Below are 17,893 nucleotides of genomic sequence, written 5' to 3' on the forward strand. Positions count from 1 at the left end.
CTTTCTAACCTTTCTAATTTATTTCAATTGCATCAAATTTACATGTTTCCATACATTTACCACATTTAATACAGATATTTTTATCTATTATATGAGCTTCTTTTTTGTTCCCGATAATAGCTGATACTGGACATTTTCTCTTACATGCCCCACATCCTCTACAACTATCTTCAACTATGTCATAGCTTATTAATGATTTACATGCTTTAGCAGTACATCTCTTGTTGTATATATGATCTTCATATTCATGTCTGAAGTATTTTAATGTTGTTATAACTGGATTTGGAGCTGTCTGTCCTAAACCACACATAGCACCATCTTTAACCTTATATGCTAATTCTTCTAATAATTCTATATCCCCATCTTTGCCTTGACCATTTGTTATTCTTTCTAATATTTCAAGCATTCTCTTTGTGCCTATTCTGCAATAGTTACATTTACCACAAGATTCTTTTCTTGTGAAATCTAAGAAATATCTAGCCATATCGACCATGCAAGTCGTTTCATCCATAACTATCATTCCACCAGAACCTACTATAGCTCCTGTTTTATTTATATTTTCATAATCTACCGGCGTATCTATTAAGCTAGCTGGAATACATCCTCCTGATGGTCCACCCATTTGAACAGCTTTAAATTCTTTGTCTTCTTTGATACCACCACCGATATCATATATTACTTCTCTTAATGATAATCCCATTGGTACTTCAATAAGACCGCCTTTTTTGATTTTACCTGCTAGTGCAAATACTTTTGTCCCGTTGCTCGTTTTTGTTCCCAGTGAGCCAAAAGTTTCCCCTCCATTTAGTATTATCCATGCCACATTAGCATAAGTTTCAACATTATTTATATTAGTAGGTTTTTGCCAATACCCTTTTTGTGCTGGAAATGGCGGTTTAAGTCTTGGCATTCCTCTTTCGCCTTCTAATGATGCTATAAGTGCAGTTTCTTCACCACATACAAATGCTCCTGCACCTTCTTTAATTCTAATATCAAAGTCAAATCCACTTCCAAATATATTTTTTCCTAAATACCCTCTTTCTTTTGCTTGTGCTATGGCTATTTTTAATCTCTTTATTGCTAGAGGATATTCAGCACGAACATAAATTACACCTTCATTTGCACCCATTGCATATCCACCGATTGTCATCCCTTCAAGAAGTGAATGTGGGTCTCCCTCAAGAACTGCCCTATCCATGAATGCTCCTGGGTCTCCCTCATCAGCATTACATACAATGTATTTTTGTTCTGCTTTGTTTTGTCTTGCTGCATTCCACTTAAACCATGTTGGGAAACCTGCCCCTCCACGTCCACGAAGCCCAGATATCTTAATCACATCTATAACTTCTTCATCTGTCATACTAGTCAAAACTTTTTTAGTCGCTTTATATCCATCTCTTGCTATGTATTCATCGATTTCTTCAGGATTTATACATCCACAATTTCTAAGTACTATTCTCTTTTGTTTTTCCATTAGCTTTTTATTTTCCTCAGAAATCTCCTTAGACTCTACAGCTTTTCCACCTTCAATATGACTTTCAATAATTTCAACTACATCTTCTGGCTTAACTTTTACATATCTTGTTGGTTCATCTTTTGCATCTTCATAAATATCTACTATCGGCTCTAAAAAGCATGTCCCTATACATCCTGTAATATCTACATTTATATCTATATTCTTTTCCCCTAATATTTCTTCAAACCTGTTAGCTACTTTTTTTGCACCTGTTGCTATCCCGCAGCTCCCTTGACCTACTACTATCCTCATCGATACTTCTCCTTTTGATTATTAAGCTATTATTTCCCCTTCAGATTTTTCTTCTTTTTCTTTGATTTGATTTAATATTTCTATAACTGAATCTTTTGTTAAATTTCCATATGTTTCATCATTATCTTCAGTTTTAATCATCATAACAGGAGCAAGTGAACAACATCCTAAACATGAAACTTGATTTAAAGTAAATAAACCATCTTCTGTTGTTTCTCCATCTTTTATATTTAATTGTTCGCTTATTACTTGAGATATCATTTCAGAACCATTTACATGACATGCAGTTCCTTGACAAAGCATAATTAAATATTTTCCTATAGGTTGTAATCTAAATTGAGCATAAAATGTTGCAACTCCATATATCTTAGCCACCTTAATTCCTGTAAATTCTGAGATTCTATTCATCACATCTATTGATATGTAACCATATGCATCTTGAGCCTTTTGTAAAATTGTTATTAAATACCCCTCTTTTTTACCATATGCCTCTAAGATTTTATTTAACTCTTTTAGATCATCAGTTTGATTATTCTTGCATTTACAAGTCGACATTTCGTTTCACTCCATTTCTTATTAAATTTTTGATGTATGTTGTATACATTTCACCCATAAAAACATTTTCATAAAGCTTATTATTGATTTGTAAAATATATTTTTAAAATATACCCCAATTTTATTAAAAATATATTTATAATGATATTTTTTTAACATTTTTCCATATATTAGTTCATTAGGTTAATTATATTATCTTGGATTATTAGATGTCAAGCCATTTATTACCATATATTGTATATTGGTATTTTATTTTCTAATTAATTTAAATCTATTTTTTACTTTAAATATATGCTTATTGTAATTTTTCTTATATATTTTCTAATTTTGATTTGATTTTATACAGTAACTTTATTTTTAATTATATTTATCGACGTTATCCATAGTCATCATTTTAACAATCTTTAATGTAACTTATGAATATTCGATATCGTTTTCCATTTTTCAATTGATATAAAACTTTATACCAATTATTACTTTTGAAATTTTTTCTAAGAATATAAACTTACCTTTATGCGAAAAATATACACTGTTAATATCTATAAGTTTAAGTATTTTTAGTAATTTGAATTAGGTGGTGGAAAACTTGTTAAATTTAAATATCTGGCGTGAATATCTAGTTTTATTTTTAATCGGTGGAATTGTATATGTCTTGATTGAAATATCATATAGAGGTTATTCTCATATATCAATGTTTTTAGTTGGTGGACTTTGCTTTGTTTTAATATCTTCTCTAAATGAATTTCCATTTAAAATATCTTTAGTATTACAAATGATCATATCTTGTTTATTAATTACCGGAATTGAATTAATCACTGGAATAATAGTAAATATTTTTCTTCATTTAAATGTTTGGGACTATTCATTAGAGAAATTTAATTTTTTAGGACAAATTTGCTTAAAAGCATCTATTACTTGGTTCTTTTTAAGCCTTCCAGGAATATATATAGGCAACTTTATAAAATCAATTTTAGCGCAGTAAAATACATTAATATAACTAGATATATTATTAAACTTACTTATTAAAAGAGACAGAAAAGCATTTAGAAAACTTTTCTGTCTCTCTTTATATCTATCTTTTATTTTAATAATATATCTTTATATTTTTTATAGTCTTTTTTATTTTTAAGGTCAATTACATCTTTATTTTCTAGAAGATATAAGTTTCCCTTAACTGTTTCGATATCGTTTTTTATCTCTTTGTGAGTTGAAACAGCAATTTGTTTGTTGTATTTTTTAGCAAAATTGACAGTATGCATAGTTCCACATTCTACAGCACACTCTACAACTACAATCCCTAAACTAAGTGCAGCTTGTAGCCTATCTCTCTGTATAAATTTATTTTTTGAAGGATTTGTGTTTATCTTGTATTCACTAATTAAACATCCACCTGTTTTTATTATTTCATCTGCTAAATCTTTATTTTCATTTGGATAGCATTTATCTAGTCCACATGGCAATGTAGCAATAGTCTTGCCTTTTGACTTTAAGCAGCCTATATGTGCAAAAGTATCACATCCACTTGCAAGCCCAGATACAATTACAAAACCTTCTTTAGCATAAGACTTTGCTAAATCTTCTGCTACTTGTTTTCCCTGTTCTGTTGGATTTCTCGTGCCTATTATGGCTATTGAGTTTTTTTCATAAAGACATTCTAAATTTCCTTTATAAAAAATCAATAGTGATCTATCTTTTATATTTTTTAATTTGGTTGGAAAATCATCATTAAAAATATTAGTCGACTTTATACCAAGCTTATACGATTCAGATAAAGTATTTATAGAATTTTCGATTGTTGTTTTTATTTTGTCTAAGCTAGGTACTTCAAAGTTTTCATCTATTTCTTTATATTTAGATATACATTTTTGTATATCTTCTTGTGATAAATTTAGTGATTCATTCAAAAATCCCTTTTCTATTAATGTATTTGTTTTACTTTTTCCTATTAAATCAATAATCGTAAGTATTAAGCTATTATCCATATCCTCATCCTTTATCTTTATTCCAAATAACTTCTCCAAAAGACCCATCATCTTCTCTAAGAGATAGCCTAAGTGTATTATGGTCATATTTTTTCTCTTTCATAATACTATCTATATATTTATGATAAAAAATATCACTGACTAAAGACCAGATTTTATAATTATCGCTTACTTCAATTATTCTATAAATTTCAACTACTGTACCGCTGAAAAAGGCTGGATTTAGTTTTGACAATGTGCTAGACATCATTTTAGCTTCATATTCACTTAAATTTCTTCTCAATAATTCAAAATATATTTTTTTATACGTTTGAGTATATGCGTAATTATAGGAATAATAATTGAAATGAAGCAGATTATTATCTAAGATACCTTTTTTAAATGCCCATCTAGAAACATCAACTACTCTTGTTTTATAATATATTTCTTTTTTGGGCTTGTATTTTAAAGTGGCATATTGATTTCTACATACAACTAATGAACTTGTAGCTACATCGTATATTTTTCTCTTCTTAGTAGTTTTGCTATAACCTGGTTTTATATGTTGTATATGAAGATGTCCACTTAAATTTAAGATAACATCATATTTAGCATATAATTCTATAAGCCTCTGATTATTTTCTAATGTATATCCTTTATTCATTAAATCATTATGGTCTACTAAGCTGTGATGTGTAACTGTTATTACTTTTTTATTCTTTTCTTTAGCTTCTTTTAAATTTTTCTCTAGCCACTCATATGTACTATCACTCAATATACCTTTTATCGCAACTGGGTTTTTCCAATTGTTATTTTGATAGAAATTAGTATCAAGCATTACAAGCCATAAATCTTCTGATATTTCAGTTACATAACTAAGAGAATTTTCATCTAAATCTTTTGCGTTTTCATAACCACAGTTAAAATATATTTGTTTAAACATTTCTGGAAAAACAGATTTTATCGGTACTTTTTGTGATGCTTTATATTTATATGCATTATAATTTTTTATGTCGTGATTACCAGGTATAACATATATGTTTATTTTATTATCTATTATTTTTTGTATTTTTTTCATAAGATCGATATGACTTACCATTTCACCATTATATGTTAAATCTCCACATATAATTAGCCCCCCGTTTGGCTTATACTTGATAACTTCGTCTATAAGTACATCTATTATTTCAGAGGCATATCTCATTTGCTTTAAATCGCCTTTTGTTTTACAGATTTCTATTAATTCTCCTTCAGGGTCTGCCTTTGGAGAGATATAGTGCAAATCTGTAGCAACAATAAATTCTATATTATCTATTTCATCATCACCCTTTAAACAATTTATTTTTTTTGAATCCATATATTATTCGCCTCTCATATTAAGGTTTTTCCCCCATTTTATAATTATATTTTAATACTAATATATAAAAAGAACAATATTCTTATTTTTAAAAAAATAACCTAACGAGAAATTTTATTAATCTCATTAGGCTAGTTTTAATTTATAAATTTTATAATATATTATAAAAATTTGTTTATTTTATTCCTTTTAATAGAGATACCATTTCTAATGCTCCCATAGCACAATCATATCCCTTGTTTCCTGCTTTTGTTCCTGCTCTTTCAATAGCTTGTTCTATGTTTTCTGTTGTAACTACACCAAACATTACTGGCATATTTTCATCTAAAGACACCTTTGCTATTCCTTTTGATACTTCATTACAAACATAATCATAGTGAGAAGTTGCCCCTCTTATAACACAACCTAAGCATATGACTGCATCGTATTTTTTAGTTCTCGCCATTGCTTGTGCAACAAGTGGTATTTCAAATGCACCTGGAACCCATGCTAATTCGATATCTTCTTTTGCTACATTGTGGCGATATAGGCAATCTTGTGCTCCTGATACTAATTTAGATACTATAAACTCATTGAAACGAGCTGCTACTATACCTATTTTTAATCCACTTCCATTTAATTTTCCTTCATATATCATATTATTTTCCTCCCAATTTTACTGATTTATATATTTTAAAATTATTTTTACTTTATAATTACATACTCTATTTAATCTAAATCTATATTTCATATTCTGAGATATTTAAATTGAATTTATATTAATAATAAGCATATATTCTTATCCTATATCTAGCATATGCCCCATTTTATCTCGTTTTGTTCTTAAATAATCTATATTGTATTTTGTTATTTCTTCTTCTGTTGAGACTCTTTCATTTATTTTTATTCCATATTCCTCTAGTTGACCTAGTTTATCTGGGTTATTACTTAAAAGTCTTACACTATGTATTCCTAAATCTTTTAATATTTGAGCAGCCATATTAAAATCTCTCAAATCATTTTCAAATCCTAAAACTAAATTTGCCTCTATTGTATCGTATCCCTTATCTTGCATATGATAAGCTCTAATTTTATTTATAAGACCGATTCCTCGTCCCTCTTGTCTAAGGTAGATTACAAGTCCGCTTCCATTTTTAGCAATTGCCTCCATAGCAGAGTTTAGTTGTTTTCCACAATCACATTTTATTGAGTGAAAAGCATCCCCAGTTAAACACTCTGAATGTACTCTAACTAATACATCTTCACTGTCTAAATCTCCATATTTAAGGGCTACATGTTCTTCACCGTTGTATTTATCTCTATATCCGATTATTTCAAATATTCCATAACTTGTCGGTAATTTTGCGCTACTAACTCTCTCTGCTGTTATCTCTGTAATTTTTCTATATTTGATTAAATCAGCTATAGTTATTATTTTTAAATCATGCTCGTCTTTAAATTTCATTAAATCATCTACTCTAGCCATTGTTCCATCTTCTTTTAAAATTTCACATATAACGCCTACTGGTGAAAATCCTGCAATTTTTGCTAAGTCTACTGCAGCCTCTGTATGTCCATTTCTAACAAGAACACCACCGTCTTTTGCTACTAATGGAAACATATGACCAGGTGTATTAAAATCTGATTCTTTTGCATCTTTATTTACAAACTGTCTTATTGTCTCGCATCTATCAAATGCTGAGATTCCTGTTGTTGTATTTGTTCCATCTATAGAAATAGTAAATGCTGTTTTAAAAGAATCTGTGTTATTTCTGACCATAAGTGGTAGATTTATTTGATCAAATTTTTCTTTTAAGGCAGGCATACATATAAGCCCTCTACCGTATTTAGTCATAAAGTTTATCGCCTCTGGTGTAACTTTATCAGCAGCCATAAGTAAATCGCCTTCATTTTCTCTGTCTTCATCATCTACAACAATTATCATTTTTCCTTGCTTTAAATCTTCTATCGCTTCTAATACTGTATTAAATCTTCTCATAAAATCACCCCTATATTATTAAAATCCATTTTTCATTAGAAAATCTAAATCTATATTACTTTTATTTTTTTCTTTTTCACCTTCATTAAAATTTATCATAAATCTCTTTACATACTTACCAATAATATCACTTTCTAAATTTACTAAGTCTCCTACCTTTTTTTCTAAAAGCGTTGTACTTTCTTTTGTGTGAGGTATTATTGATACTTTTAGGATTTTTTTATCTACAAAAGCTACCGTAAGACTTACGCCATCTATAGTTATTGAGCCTTTATAAACGACATAATCTAAAAAGCTTTCATCAGATTTTATACTAATCCAAACTGCATTTTCTTCTTTTTTAAAATCTATTATTGTTCCTGTTGTATCCACGTGACCTGTAACTATATGTCCTCCAAATCTCGATGATAAGCTCATAGCTCTTTCCAGATTTACTTTTGAATTTCTTGTTAATGTGCTTAAATTTGTCGCTCTTACAGTTTCCATCATCACATCTGCTACAAATTCATTTTGAAATACTTCACAAACTGTTAAGCATACTCCATTAACCGCTATAGAATCACCTAGATTTACATCTTCTAAAACTTTATTTGCACAAATTCTTATCTTCCCACTTTTACCACTCGCCGTAATATTTTTAACTATTCCGACTTCTTCGACAATTCCAGTAAACATAATACCTCCTCTCTGTAATCAAATTTATTTAATTACATCTGCCTCTATCAAAATATCATTATCTATCATTGTTGTATTTGTAATATGTAAGTTTGTTGCATCACTCAAACTCTCAATTCCCATTCCAGATACAAAACTAGGTGCATCCTTTCCTCCTATTATCTTCGGAGCCATAAATATTTTAACTTTATCAACTAAATTTTTTCTAAATAAACTGTCATTTAAAGTCGCTCCACCTTCGACTAATACTGAATCTATTTTTAATTCACCCAATTTTTTTATTACAAAATTTAAATCTACTCCTGATTCATCTTTTGGTGAAATATATACATCTACATTGTTTTCTTTGAGTAAGTCTATCTTGCTTAAGTCGTTTTTGCATGTAAAAATTATTGTTTTTGCTTTTTTATCTTTTACTAAGTTTAAGTCCATAGGAATTTTTAAATTAGTATCGATTACTATTCTTATCGGATTTCTAGTTTTTTGATTTTCTATCCTAGTTGTCAAACTCGGGTTATCTTTTAAAACTGTATTTATACCTACCATAATAGCCATATATTTATTTCTAAATTCATGCGTCATTTGTCTAGATTTTTCGTTTGAAATCCACTTAGATTCCATATGTTTAGTCGCTATTTTTCCATCCATACTAACAGCAGTTTTTGAAATAACTAATGGTTTATTGTTTTTTATGTAGTGAAAAAATACCTCATTTAACTTTAGACCTTCTTCTTTTAAAATCCCTGTTGTAACTTCAATTCCAGATTCTCGTAATTTTTTTATTCCGCCTCCTGCTACTAGTGGATTGGGATCTGTATTACAAATTACAACTCTTTTAACCTTATGCCTTATTAAATTATCTGCACATGGAGGTGTTTTGCCAAAATGTGAACAAGGTTCTAATGTAACATACACTGTAGAATCTTTTATATCTTCCTTAGCACTATTTATTGCATTTACTTCCGCATGTGCTTGACCATATTCCATATGATATCCTTGTCCAATTATTTTATTATTTTTAACTATAATGCATCCTACTAATGGATTTGGATTTACTGCACCAATTCCCAATTTCGCAAGCTCTAAAGCCTTTTTCATATAGTAATTATCTTCTTGAGATTTTGAGTCAAATTTCATAAGAATTCCTTCTTTCTCTATAATGAATTTACATCAGCATATTTTATAACCATTTTTTTACAATCAAAAAAGCCCTGATATAATCAGGGCTATACGTTCAATAATTAAAATGATACTAAAACTAACTTAAATTTGTTTTTATCATTTTTTATCTTCTCTCATCCAGACTTTACTGTCGGCTTTGGAATCTCACCAAATCAACTACAATCGTAGCTCGCGGGCTATACCGCCGGTCGGGAATTGCACCCTGCCCTGAAGAATATTTTAAATTCATCTTTATTAACTTATATCTGTAATGTAGCACATTTTGAAATAATTTGCAATTTATTATCTATTTTTTTCAAAATTAATTTTATTTCTTTTTAATTAATTCTATTTCTTTTTCTAATTTAGCAATTCGCTTTTCTTGATTTTGTATTTTTTTATTTAAATTTGTTATTGTTTCTCTTTGTGAATCTAGTATTCCTATTATAGAGCTTAAATTTTTATCATTTGTTTTAGCAAATTTATCAAAAAATTCTTTAATACCCTCCTCATAAAACACATTTAGCCCTTCATTATAAGTCTTTAGAATATAGTCTATTAGTTTATCATACTCACCATTATCTATTTCTTGTTTTAAGTCTCTCCCTAATTTTTCTTTTAATTTTTTATCAAAATCTATCGCCTTATCTTTATTTTCATTCATAATTCTATAAAGTCAAAATTACTTTTAATTTTGACCCTTTGCCCCCTTCATCTTAATAAAAATTATTTCTTAATATTATTCTAAATTTAAGAAATAAATTTTTCTATAGATTTTAAAATATGGTATATAAAAATTTTTTTTGTAAATAATTCTAAATAGATGAGCTCATTATTTTAAAAATTAATAAGGGAGATTAAAAATGCAAAAGATTTTTTTAGTAGATACAGAGAACGTAAATATACGTTCACTAAAAGGAGCTAATTATTTAGATGAAAATGATTTAATAATACTTTTTACAACAGATAAGACTATTGTCCACAATTTTCATAACAATTTAATAAAAACTATAGAAACAAAAGCCACTATAAAAAATATACATATAGAATCTGGTGGCAAAAATTGTCTTGATTTTCAATTGGTAAGTTGTTTAGGACTATTAATCGGATCTAATACTAAAAAAAATATTGAGTATTATATAATAAGTAGAGATAAGGGCTACCTTCATTCAATAAACTTCTTATATGAACAAACCCAATGTTCTATACACTTAATATCTAATTTAAAATCATTATTTGATGAGAATTATGATGATACTTTGGCTATAATGCAAAATATGGACAACGAGATTACAGAAGCATTAAAGAATCTAGGATATACTAATAAAACCATAACAAAAGCATTAATTGCAATAGATTCATCAAAAACAGAAAAGGATTTAGAAGTTAACTTTTTTCTTCAATTTGGCTGGAATAACAAGATATATAATACTTGTAAACCAATAATATTCAAGTATGATATTCTTAATATCGCTTAAATTAACGTAAAAAGTATAATTATTGTATTTTCTCTTAAATAAAATATATTGTAATATATAAAAAGCACTGTCTTTTTTAGACTAGTGCTTTTTTAGTTTATGTATAAAACTTTTAATAAAGTTATTTCCCTTTTCCATCTTTCACTTGGAATTTCTTTTTATTTAAAAAAGCTAAGTCCTTTTTAAAGAAAATACCAGCGAATATTTTTGTTGATAAAAATATTATAAATCCTATAATAGCGTATATTTCTATCTGTTGTATATCTATGTTCTTTTTAAATATTGTATATAAAATGGAACCATATGGATCCACTTTAATATAGCATTCACATAATATTATTACTAAAAGACAAAACATTAAAACTACATCGCCTTTTCCATTAAACATTTTTATCATACCTTGAATAAAACTTAAGAAAAAGCATCCTATTGTAAGAACAAAAGTTACAAATGACATAGTTCCAAATTGGTCATTTATCCCCCCAACTGCCAAGAACAGCAGAGTTAAAATAGAAAAGAAAACACCTAGCTTAAAAGGCATTTTTTTACTTGAAATTTTAGCAAGTTTTGTATTTAATAAAAATAATACTCCAAATAGTAAAATTCCACATATCAATGTTCTTTCCACAATCTCACCTCTCCAAATCAAATTATTTTAATATATACTAAAAATATACATGAATCTACAAAAAAATATAAAATTCTCATTAATACTTATATTATATAAGAATTTTTTACCTTTTTAAAGTTATTTGAAAAAAATGAGAAATTTATTTAATTAAAAATCTGTAAAAAAAAAAAGCCCTGATTAACGAGGGTACAGGGCTCAAATTGATAATGATAGATAAAAGAGTGTGAGGGAATCTATCATTATCTGGGTATTTAAGTAAATTATTAAGCTAGTCTTTCTATACTTAAATAATACAGTTCCAATATGAATTTAATGTAAATTTTACATGAACTATATTTGAATTTTTGTATTTATAACAATTTCCCCGATTTTTAGATAAAAAAATTCATTTTTTTACTTATTTCTACCTATTTCTACTTTTTTCTACTTCTTTCTCCCTCTAAATAAAAACGATAAAATACCTTTTTTATGTGTGTCTTTACTTATAACAAAGAATGCATTTTCCAATTGATATAATAATATTCTATCAAAAGTAAATATTATATCTATATGTTCATAATTATTTTCTTCATATAGTTTCATTATTTCAAACATATGCTCATAAGACTCACCTTGTATTATAAGTGTTGGTTTTGTTTTAAATTCTACATTTAGATTTTGGTAGTTTTCTAAGACTACATCATATCTCGATAGTTTTTGATTTAGTTTCTCCTTCCAATCTGGAGTCTTTCTAACTACTTCAACTAAAAAAGTATGATCCTTAAATTTTAAAATTGACTGAGGTCTAACTATGCATCCTCTAATATTATCATTTACTATAACCTTAGATACTTCAAACTCTAAATCATCATTCATAACTTGAGTCAATAATTGATTAGATGCCAAGATAGATTTAATTTTAAATGTCTTTATTTCACTTACATATCCTTGAGAATACGTTTTTACGTCTAACGCTCTTAATAGACCAGTCCCATGATATCCTAAATAATACGCTTTATACGAACTAATACTATTTTCAGACACAAACTCTATCTGTCTTACAAAGCTCTTTTCTTTTAGCCTTGTCAGCTTTCTAGCCACTGTTTTTGACTCTATTTGATAACCACTTTTTTTCAGATAATAAGTAATCTGTAATGATGTTGCAAATACTAGACGATTTATTGTAAATAAAATTGCCTTTTCAATTTCCCCAATATGTCCTTTCTCTAGTAAAAAGTCTGCCTCCACCTTTGTTGTATTTTTTTTAGGTTTATTTAATTTATGTGTATCCCCTACATATGATGCAAATGGTGATAATTTCTCATCACAAATAGGCACCATAGCCTTTCTTAAATCAACCCTTTTACAAGTTTCCCCTATAGGTGAAACAAGTTCAACATTATTTTCATTTTTCATACTAATTACTCCCCTCATAGATAACACGAAACAATAATTATGTTTCATAAAGTTTATACTACTTTAATTATAATATTTTTTGTCATATATATCATTTATTTATTGTATTATTTTTTTATTTTTTTTCATTTTATGTAAAACTTTGTATTAATTCTTACTTTTTTGCACATTTTATAAGAAATTTTTCATTATTTTTTATAATAAAAATGCTATTCTCTGTTTTATCATCTATAATTTAGAGAATAGCATTTTAAAATTTATATTATCTTTTTACAGTTTCTTTAATTGAGTTGCTTATAAAATCTTTTATACTATAGCAAAGTAATATCATTGGGAATAATTCTAAACGTCCCGCTAACATGTCAAAGCTCAATACTATCTTAGAAAAATTAGATAGTAATGCAAAGTTTCCAACAGGCCCTATCAAATCACCAAATCCTGGTCCAACATTACCTAGACAAGTAAGTGGTGCAGTAAGTGTCGTAACTATATCTAAGTTTTCAAATGATAATAATAATACTGATGCAAAGAATATCAATGCATATACAACAAAGTATGAGTAAGCAAAGTCAAGTACTTGCTTATCTACTGGTTTTCCTTCAACATTTATTGTACTTACACTTCTTAGGCTGACCATCTTTTTAACGCTCGACTTCGCAGATTTTATAAGTATCATAATACGAGATATCTTCATACCTCCACCTGTAGAACCTGCACAAGCTCCAACTACCATTAGAAGTAATATTAAAATTTGTGATAACATAGGCCACATTCCAAAATCAGTAGTTGCAAAACCAGTAGTAGTTATTATAGATGCAACTTGGAATATTGAGTATCTAAATGATTGAGCTACACTTCCATACACACCTAATGTATTGATTGTAATTATTCCTGTAAATACTACTATTATTAATATATACCATCTAAGTTCTTCACTTTTAAATGCTTGTTTTATATTTTTCAATATTAATAAATAATATAAGTTAAAGTTTATACCAAATAACAGCATAAATACTGTTATTACCATATCGATATAATAACTATTGTAATACGCTATACTCGTATTTTTTATAGCATATCCACCTGTACCTGCTGTCGAAAATGCATGAACTATACTATCAAATAAAGGCATATGTCCTAATAATAAGAATATAACTTCTAATAATGTTAAAAATGCATATATACCGTATAGTATTCTGGCTGTCATCTGTACTTTAGAAACTAATTTACCTACTACTGGACCTGGTACCTCAGCTTTCATAAGGAACATATTTTGTCCTTCTGACTTTGGTAAAAATGCTAATACAAATACAAGTACTCCCATTCCACCTATCCAGTGTGTGAAACATCTCCAAAATAGCATACCTTTTGATAATCCTTCAATATTATTTAGTATACTCGAACCTGTTGTTGTAAATCCTGAAACAGTTTCAAAAAATGCATCAACATAATTTGGTATTTCACCACTTATATAAAAAGGTAATGCACCTATTAATGAAACAATAATCCAACTAAGTGCTACTATTATAAATCCTTCTTTAGCATATATATGTTTATTATCAGTTTTTAAATTGGCTAAAATATATCCAATTGCTAATGAGATCATACTAGTTATAACAAAATAAATTGCTGTATCATTTTCTTTATAAATAATAGATACTAAAAAAGGCAATAATAATATAATTGCTTCAAATATAAGTATATTTCCTAAAATCCTACAAATCATCTTTCTATTCATAAACTACAACCTCCTATGCCAATATGTCTTCAAGGCTAGTTAAGAAAGATTTTGTTGTTACTATTATTACGCTATCTCCGGCTTGAATAAAATCATCACCACTTGGCACAATAAGTTTATTTCCTCTCATTATACCTGCAACAAGTAGATTATCTTTTGTTTTTAAGTTTTTAAGCGGTACACCTAAGAAACTAACTCCTTCTTTTGCTATAAATTCTATAGCTTCGACCTTTTTGTCTACGATTTTGTAAAGTGTCTCTATTCCACAATCGCCTTTATTAGCCTTTGCTCTAACATATCTAACAATTTGATTGGCTGTTATATCTTTTGGAGAAATAACACTTTCTATACCGATTGATTCCAACATATTTATTATAGATAATCTATTTACCTTAGTAATTACTTTTGGCACGTTACATTTTGATGCATATAGAGATATTATTACATTCTCTTCATCTATACCAGTCATAGATACACATGCATCCATATGTTGAATTCCTTCTTCTAATAAAATATCTTGGTCTGTACCATCTGCATATACAACTTCTGCTTTCGGTAAAAGTGCACTTAATTTTTCACAGATTTTTTCATCATTATCTATGATTTTTACTTTTATACCTATCTCGGCTAATTGTTTAGCAAGGTAAAATGCTATTCTACTACCACCGATTATCATTGCAGATTTAATTTTTCTTTCATAAATACCAGCTGAAATCATAAATTTTTCTAAATCTTTATGAGATGCTGTTATGTGTATCTTATCTCCTTCTTCTAAAGAAAATCTACCATCTGGTATATAGACATTTTGTTGTCTTTGAAGCGCACAAACTAAGACGCTTGTCTTAAATTTTCTATTTAAATCACTTAAAGATACTCCTACTAATTTACTACCTGGTCTTACTTTTATTTCTGCCAAATCGACAAGACCTTTCGCAAAAGTATCAACTTTAAGTGCAGATGGGAATCTTAATATACGAGCAATTTCATCTGCTGCTGCTTTTTCTGGATTAATCATTAAACTAATTCCTAATCCATCTCTCATAAATGATATTTGTGAAGCATAATCAGGATTTCTAACCCTTGCAATTAGATTCTTCGCTCCTATTTTTCTTGCAATTAAACATGAAATTAAGTTAACTTCATCAGATGATGTAACCGATATAAATAGATCTGCCTTATTTACACCAGCTTCCATTTGGATATCATGAATAGCCCCATTTCCGCATATTCCCATAACGTCATAACTGTTTACTATTTCCTCAACATTTTTTTGATTCGTATCTATAACGACGACGTTATGACCTTCCATAGCTAGATGTTCGACTAAAGTTTTACCAACCTTACCACATCCTATTACAACTATTTCCATTTATTTCCTCCTGTTAAAATTTTAAACCTAAAAAAATAATTTCAACCTCTATTATAATACATATTTATATTTTGTTTATATCTTTATTAATATATATTTATATAATATTTAGAAATTTTAACAATTAGTGGATAAATATTATGTATGAAACGTTATTTTTCTGTGTTTTTTGAATACTTGTAATTTTTGGCAAGAGCTTAATTGACATTTTATATAAATAAATAGTAAAATAATTGTACTATATTATATAACATACATAAAACAATATAAAAAGCTGTGATAATGAGTAGTAGATTTTAGATAAAACACAGAGAGAAAGTGGCTGGTGTAAACTTTCATGCGTCTAAAATTGAAGTAGCCTTTGAGCTGTGAACTGAACAACTTTTTAAGTAGGCTTCACCGGTTTTCAACCGTTAAAATGAAACGATATATTTTGTATCGAGTAAGTGCAAAGAAATTTCTTTGAATTTAGGTGGTAACACGGATTAACTAATTCGCCCTAAGCTAATTTATTAGCTTGGGGCTTTTTAAATATAATTTTTTAATACATTTAAATCATAGGGGGGCAATATGGAAATTACAGGATCACAATTAATAATTAATTCTTTAATCGAAGAAGGCGTTGATAAAATATTTGCTTATCCAGGAGGATATGATAAGGATATTTTTGACGCATTATATCATGAAAAAGATATAGAGCTAATATTACCGAGACACGAACAAGGTCTTATACATGCTGCAGAGGGATATGCACGTTCAACTGGAAAAGTAGGCATTTGCTTAGTTACAAGCGGACCAGGGGCAACTAATCTAGTTACAGGCATAGCTGATGCAAATTATGACGGAATACCTCTAGTATGTTTTACAGGACAAGTTGCAACTTCAGTAATAGGAAATGATGCATTCCAAGAAGTTGACATAGTAGGAATTACAAGAACTATATGTAAATACTCTACAACAATTAGAAAAAGAGAAGATTTGGGTAGAGTTATAAAAGAGGCATTTTATATAGCAAGAACAGGAAAACCAGGTCCTGTTGTAGTTGATTTACCTAGTAATATCGTAAGTGAATTTGGTCCTTCTGAATATCCAAAATCAGTAGATATAAGAGGCTACAAACCGAGCACTGGTGTTCATATTGGTCAAATTAAAAAAGCATTAGAAATGCTAAAAGGCGCTAAAAAACCTTTATTTTTAATTGGCGGTGGTGTAAATATATCTCGTGCTAATGAAGAATTAGAAAAGCTTGTGGATATAACAAATGTACCAGTTATCACAACTATAATGGGTAAGGGTGCAATACCTACTTCTCACCCACTTTTCATAGGTAATGTAGGTATGCATGGTAGTTATGCCGCTAATAGAGCTGTCAATGAATGTGATGTATTATTTTCAATTGGTACAAGATTTAACGATAGAGTTACAGGAAAGATTTCCGAATTTGCGCCAAATGCAAAAATAATACATATAGCTTAATACAAAACAATGGGTTGATGAGATAAAAACTTGGGACAAAAAACATCCAGTAACTGCTCCAAGCTCTGTAGAAGGATTTATCTCTCCTCAATCTATATTTGAAAATCTAAACAAAGTGTTTACTGATGGAATATTTGTAACAGATGTTGGTCAACATCAAATGTGGACTACACAATTTTTAGAAATGAATAAAAATAAACAATTAATAACATCTGGTGGGCTTGGAACAATGGGCTTTGGTTTGCCTGCTGCTATAGGCGCTATCAATGTTACTGAAAGATAAATATGATTTTTTTTATAAAGAAGGGGATGTCACATTAAGAAAAAGTGCGACAGCCCCTTAATTTATTT

General features: G+C 28.4%; 15 protein-coding genes, 1 pseudogene, 1 riboswitch and 1 other annotated feature. Of the genes and pseudogenes, 3 read left to right on the forward strand and 13 right to left on the reverse strand.

Annotation, left to right across the window (positions count from 1 at the left end):
* Window positions 1–13: 13 nt before the first annotated feature.
* Complete coding sequence (locus ABCM86_RS10800) at window positions 14–1,768, reverse strand: NADH-quinone oxidoreductase subunit NuoF (RefSeq protein WP_343003991.1); 1,755 nt, start codon at window positions 1,766–1,768, stop codon at window positions 14–16.
* A gap of 21 nt (window positions 1,769–1,789) precedes the next feature.
* Window positions 1,790–2,323 (reverse strand): NADH-quinone oxidoreductase subunit NuoE, encoded by a 534-nt coding sequence (gene nuoE / locus ABCM86_RS10805; RefSeq protein ID WP_195930875.1) that lies wholly within the window; start codon window positions 2,321–2,323, stop codon window positions 1,790–1,792.
* A gap of 586 nt (window positions 2,324–2,909) precedes the next feature.
* Here nuoE and ABCM86_RS10810 point away from each other — a divergent pair.
* The gene (locus ABCM86_RS10810) at window positions 2,910–3,305 is read left to right on the forward strand and encodes a hypothetical protein (protein ID WP_195931471.1); all 396 of its coding nucleotides are present in this window, start codon (window positions 2,910–2,912) and stop codon (window positions 3,303–3,305) included.
* Between the two features lie 97 nt (window positions 3,306–3,402).
* Here the strand turns inward: ABCM86_RS10810 and dprA are convergent, their stop codons facing one another.
* The 7 genes from dprA to ABCM86_RS10845 form a co-directional block, all read right to left on the reverse strand.
* A complete protein-coding gene (gene dprA / locus ABCM86_RS10815; RefSeq protein ID WP_195931470.1) occupies window positions 3,403–4,305 on the reverse strand; it encodes a DNA-processing protein DprA in 903 nt (300 codons plus the stop codon).
* 4 nt (window positions 4,306–4,309) lie between these two features.
* Window positions 4,310–5,641 (reverse strand): metallophosphoesterase, encoded by a 1,332-nt coding sequence (locus tag ABCM86_RS10820; protein WP_195931469.1) that lies wholly within the window; start codon window positions 5,639–5,641, stop codon window positions 4,310–4,312.
* Window positions 5,642–5,816: 175 nt separating this feature from the next.
* Window positions 5,817–6,278 carry a 6,7-dimethyl-8-ribityllumazine synthase gene (gene ribE, locus ABCM86_RS10825; protein ID WP_195931468.1) on the reverse strand — a complete coding sequence of 154 codons (462 nt, stop codon included), beginning with the start codon at window positions 6,276–6,278 and terminating at the stop codon, window positions 5,817–5,819.
* Window positions 6,279–6,419: 141 nt separating this feature from the next.
* Window positions 6,420–7,619 carry a bifunctional 3,4-dihydroxy-2-butanone-4-phosphate synthase/GTP cyclohydrolase II gene (locus ABCM86_RS10830; protein WP_195931467.1) on the reverse strand — a complete coding sequence of 400 codons (1,200 nt, stop codon included), beginning with the start codon at window positions 7,617–7,619 and terminating at the stop codon, window positions 6,420–6,422.
* Window positions 7,620–7,637: 18 nt separating this feature from the next.
* Window positions 7,638–8,294 carry a riboflavin synthase gene (locus ABCM86_RS10835; protein WP_295576052.1) on the reverse strand — a complete coding sequence of 219 codons (657 nt, stop codon included), beginning with the start codon at window positions 8,292–8,294 and terminating at the stop codon, window positions 7,638–7,640.
* A gap of 24 nt (window positions 8,295–8,318) precedes the next feature.
* Window positions 8,319–9,431, reverse strand: a complete 1,113-nt coding sequence (gene ribD, locus ABCM86_RS10840) for a bifunctional diaminohydroxyphosphoribosylaminopyrimidine deaminase/5-amino-6-(5-phosphoribosylamino)uracil reductase RibD (RefSeq protein WP_195931465.1) — start codon at window positions 9,429–9,431, stop codon at window positions 8,319–8,321.
* A 146-nt stretch (window positions 9,432–9,577) separates the two neighbouring features.
* A riboswitch (FMN riboswitch) is annotated at window positions 9,578–9,695 on the reverse strand.
* Between the two features lie 88 nt (window positions 9,696–9,783).
* Window positions 9,784–10,119 (reverse strand): hypothetical protein, encoded by a 336-nt coding sequence (locus ABCM86_RS10845; RefSeq protein ID WP_195931464.1) that lies wholly within the window; start codon window positions 10,117–10,119, stop codon window positions 9,784–9,786.
* Window positions 10,120–10,318: 199 nt separating this feature from the next.
* Between ABCM86_RS10845 and ABCM86_RS10850 the strand changes: the two genes are divergently transcribed.
* Window positions 10,319–10,933 (forward strand): PIN domain-containing protein, encoded by a 615-nt coding sequence (locus ABCM86_RS10850; protein ID WP_195931827.1) that lies wholly within the window; start codon window positions 10,319–10,321, stop codon window positions 10,931–10,933.
* 121 nt (window positions 10,934–11,054) lie between these two features.
* On the opposite strand, the gene ABCM86_RS10855 is transcribed toward ABCM86_RS10850, so the two are convergent.
* The 4 genes from ABCM86_RS10855 to trkA all read right to left on the reverse strand — a co-directional run bounded on the left by ABCM86_RS10855 (window position 11,055) and on the right by trkA (window position 16,066).
* Window positions 11,055–11,561, reverse strand: a complete 507-nt coding sequence (locus ABCM86_RS10855) for a hypothetical protein (protein WP_195931826.1) — start codon at window positions 11,559–11,561, stop codon at window positions 11,055–11,057.
* 426 nt (window positions 11,562–11,987) lie between these two features.
* Window positions 11,988–12,959: a replication-relaxation family protein gene (locus ABCM86_RS10860; RefSeq protein ID WP_295576047.1), complete on the reverse strand. Its 972-nt coding sequence runs from the start codon at window positions 12,957–12,959 to the stop codon at window positions 11,988–11,990.
* Between the two features lie 262 nt (window positions 12,960–13,221).
* Entirely contained in the window at window positions 13,222–14,697 is a 1,476-nt protein-coding gene (locus ABCM86_RS10865) for a TrkH family potassium uptake protein (RefSeq protein WP_295675380.1), read from the reverse strand.
* A gap of 13 nt (window positions 14,698–14,710) precedes the next feature.
* Window positions 14,711–16,066, reverse strand: a complete 1,356-nt coding sequence (trkA, locus tag ABCM86_RS10870; protein ID WP_295576043.1) for a Trk system potassium transporter TrkA — start codon at window positions 16,064–16,066, stop codon at window positions 14,711–14,713.
* A 267-nt stretch (window positions 16,067–16,333) separates the two neighbouring features.
* Window positions 16,334–16,571 (forward strand) — a binding site (T-box leader).
* A gap of 65 nt (window positions 16,572–16,636) precedes the next feature.
* On the opposite strand from trkA, the pseudogene ABCM86_RS10875 reads away from it, so the two are divergent.
* Window positions 16,637–17,804: pseudogene (locus ABCM86_RS10875) on the forward strand (thiamine pyrophosphate-binding protein); the annotation flags it as partial.
* Between the last annotated feature and the right edge of the window lie 89 nt (window positions 17,805–17,893).

Origin of the sequence: Clostridium sp. 2218st1_F5_2218SCRN_220325, from assembly GCF_039062665.1 — a bacterium.
In the GTDB taxonomy this organism is placed as follows: domain Bacteria; phylum Bacillota; class Clostridia; order Peptostreptococcales; family Peptostreptococcaceae; genus Intestinibacter.

Coding starts and splice junctions, on each gene's coding strand:
- ABCM86_RS10800 (WP_343003991.1), bottom strand. CDS start 1,768: ATGAGGATAGTAGTAGGTCAAGGGAGCTGCGGGATAGCAACAGGTGCA.
- nuoE (WP_195930875.1), bottom strand. CDS start 2,323: ATGTCGACTTGTAAATGCAAGAATAATCAAACTGATGATCTAAAAGAG.
- dprA (WP_195931470.1), bottom strand. CDS start 4,305: ATGGATAATAGCTTAATACTTACGATTATTGATTTAATAGGAAAAAGT.
- ABCM86_RS10820 (WP_195931469.1), bottom strand. CDS start 5,641: ATGGATTCAAAAAAAATAAATTGTTTAAAGGGTGATGATGAAATAGAT.
- ribE (WP_195931468.1), bottom strand. CDS start 6,278: ATGATATATGAAGGAAAATTAAATGGAAGTGGATTAAAAATAGGTATA.
- ABCM86_RS10830 (WP_195931467.1), bottom strand. CDS start 7,619: ATGAGAAGATTTAATACAGTATTAGAAGCGATAGAAGATTTAAAGCAA.
- ABCM86_RS10835 (WP_295576052.1), bottom strand. CDS start 8,294: ATGTTTACTGGAATTGTCGAAGAAGTCGGAATAGTTAAAAATATTACG.
- ribD (WP_195931465.1), bottom strand. CDS start 9,431: ATGAAATTTGACTCAAAATCTCAAGAAGATAATTACTATATGAAAAAG.
- ABCM86_RS10845 (WP_195931464.1), bottom strand. CDS start 10,119: ATGAATGAAAATAAAGATAAGGCGATAGATTTTGATAAAAAATTAAAA.
- ABCM86_RS10850 (WP_195931827.1), top strand. CDS start 10,319: ATGCAAAAGATTTTTTTAGTAGATACAGAGAACGTAAATATACGTTCA.
- ABCM86_RS10860 (WP_295576047.1), bottom strand. CDS start 12,959: ATGAAAAATGAAAATAATGTTGAACTTGTTTCACCTATAGGGGAAACT.
- ABCM86_RS10865 (WP_295675380.1), bottom strand. CDS start 14,697: ATGAATAGAAAGATGATTTGTAGGATTTTAGGAAATATACTTATATTT.
- trkA (WP_295576043.1), bottom strand. CDS start 16,066: ATGGAAATAGTTGTAATAGGATGTGGTAAGGTTGGTAAAACTTTAGTC.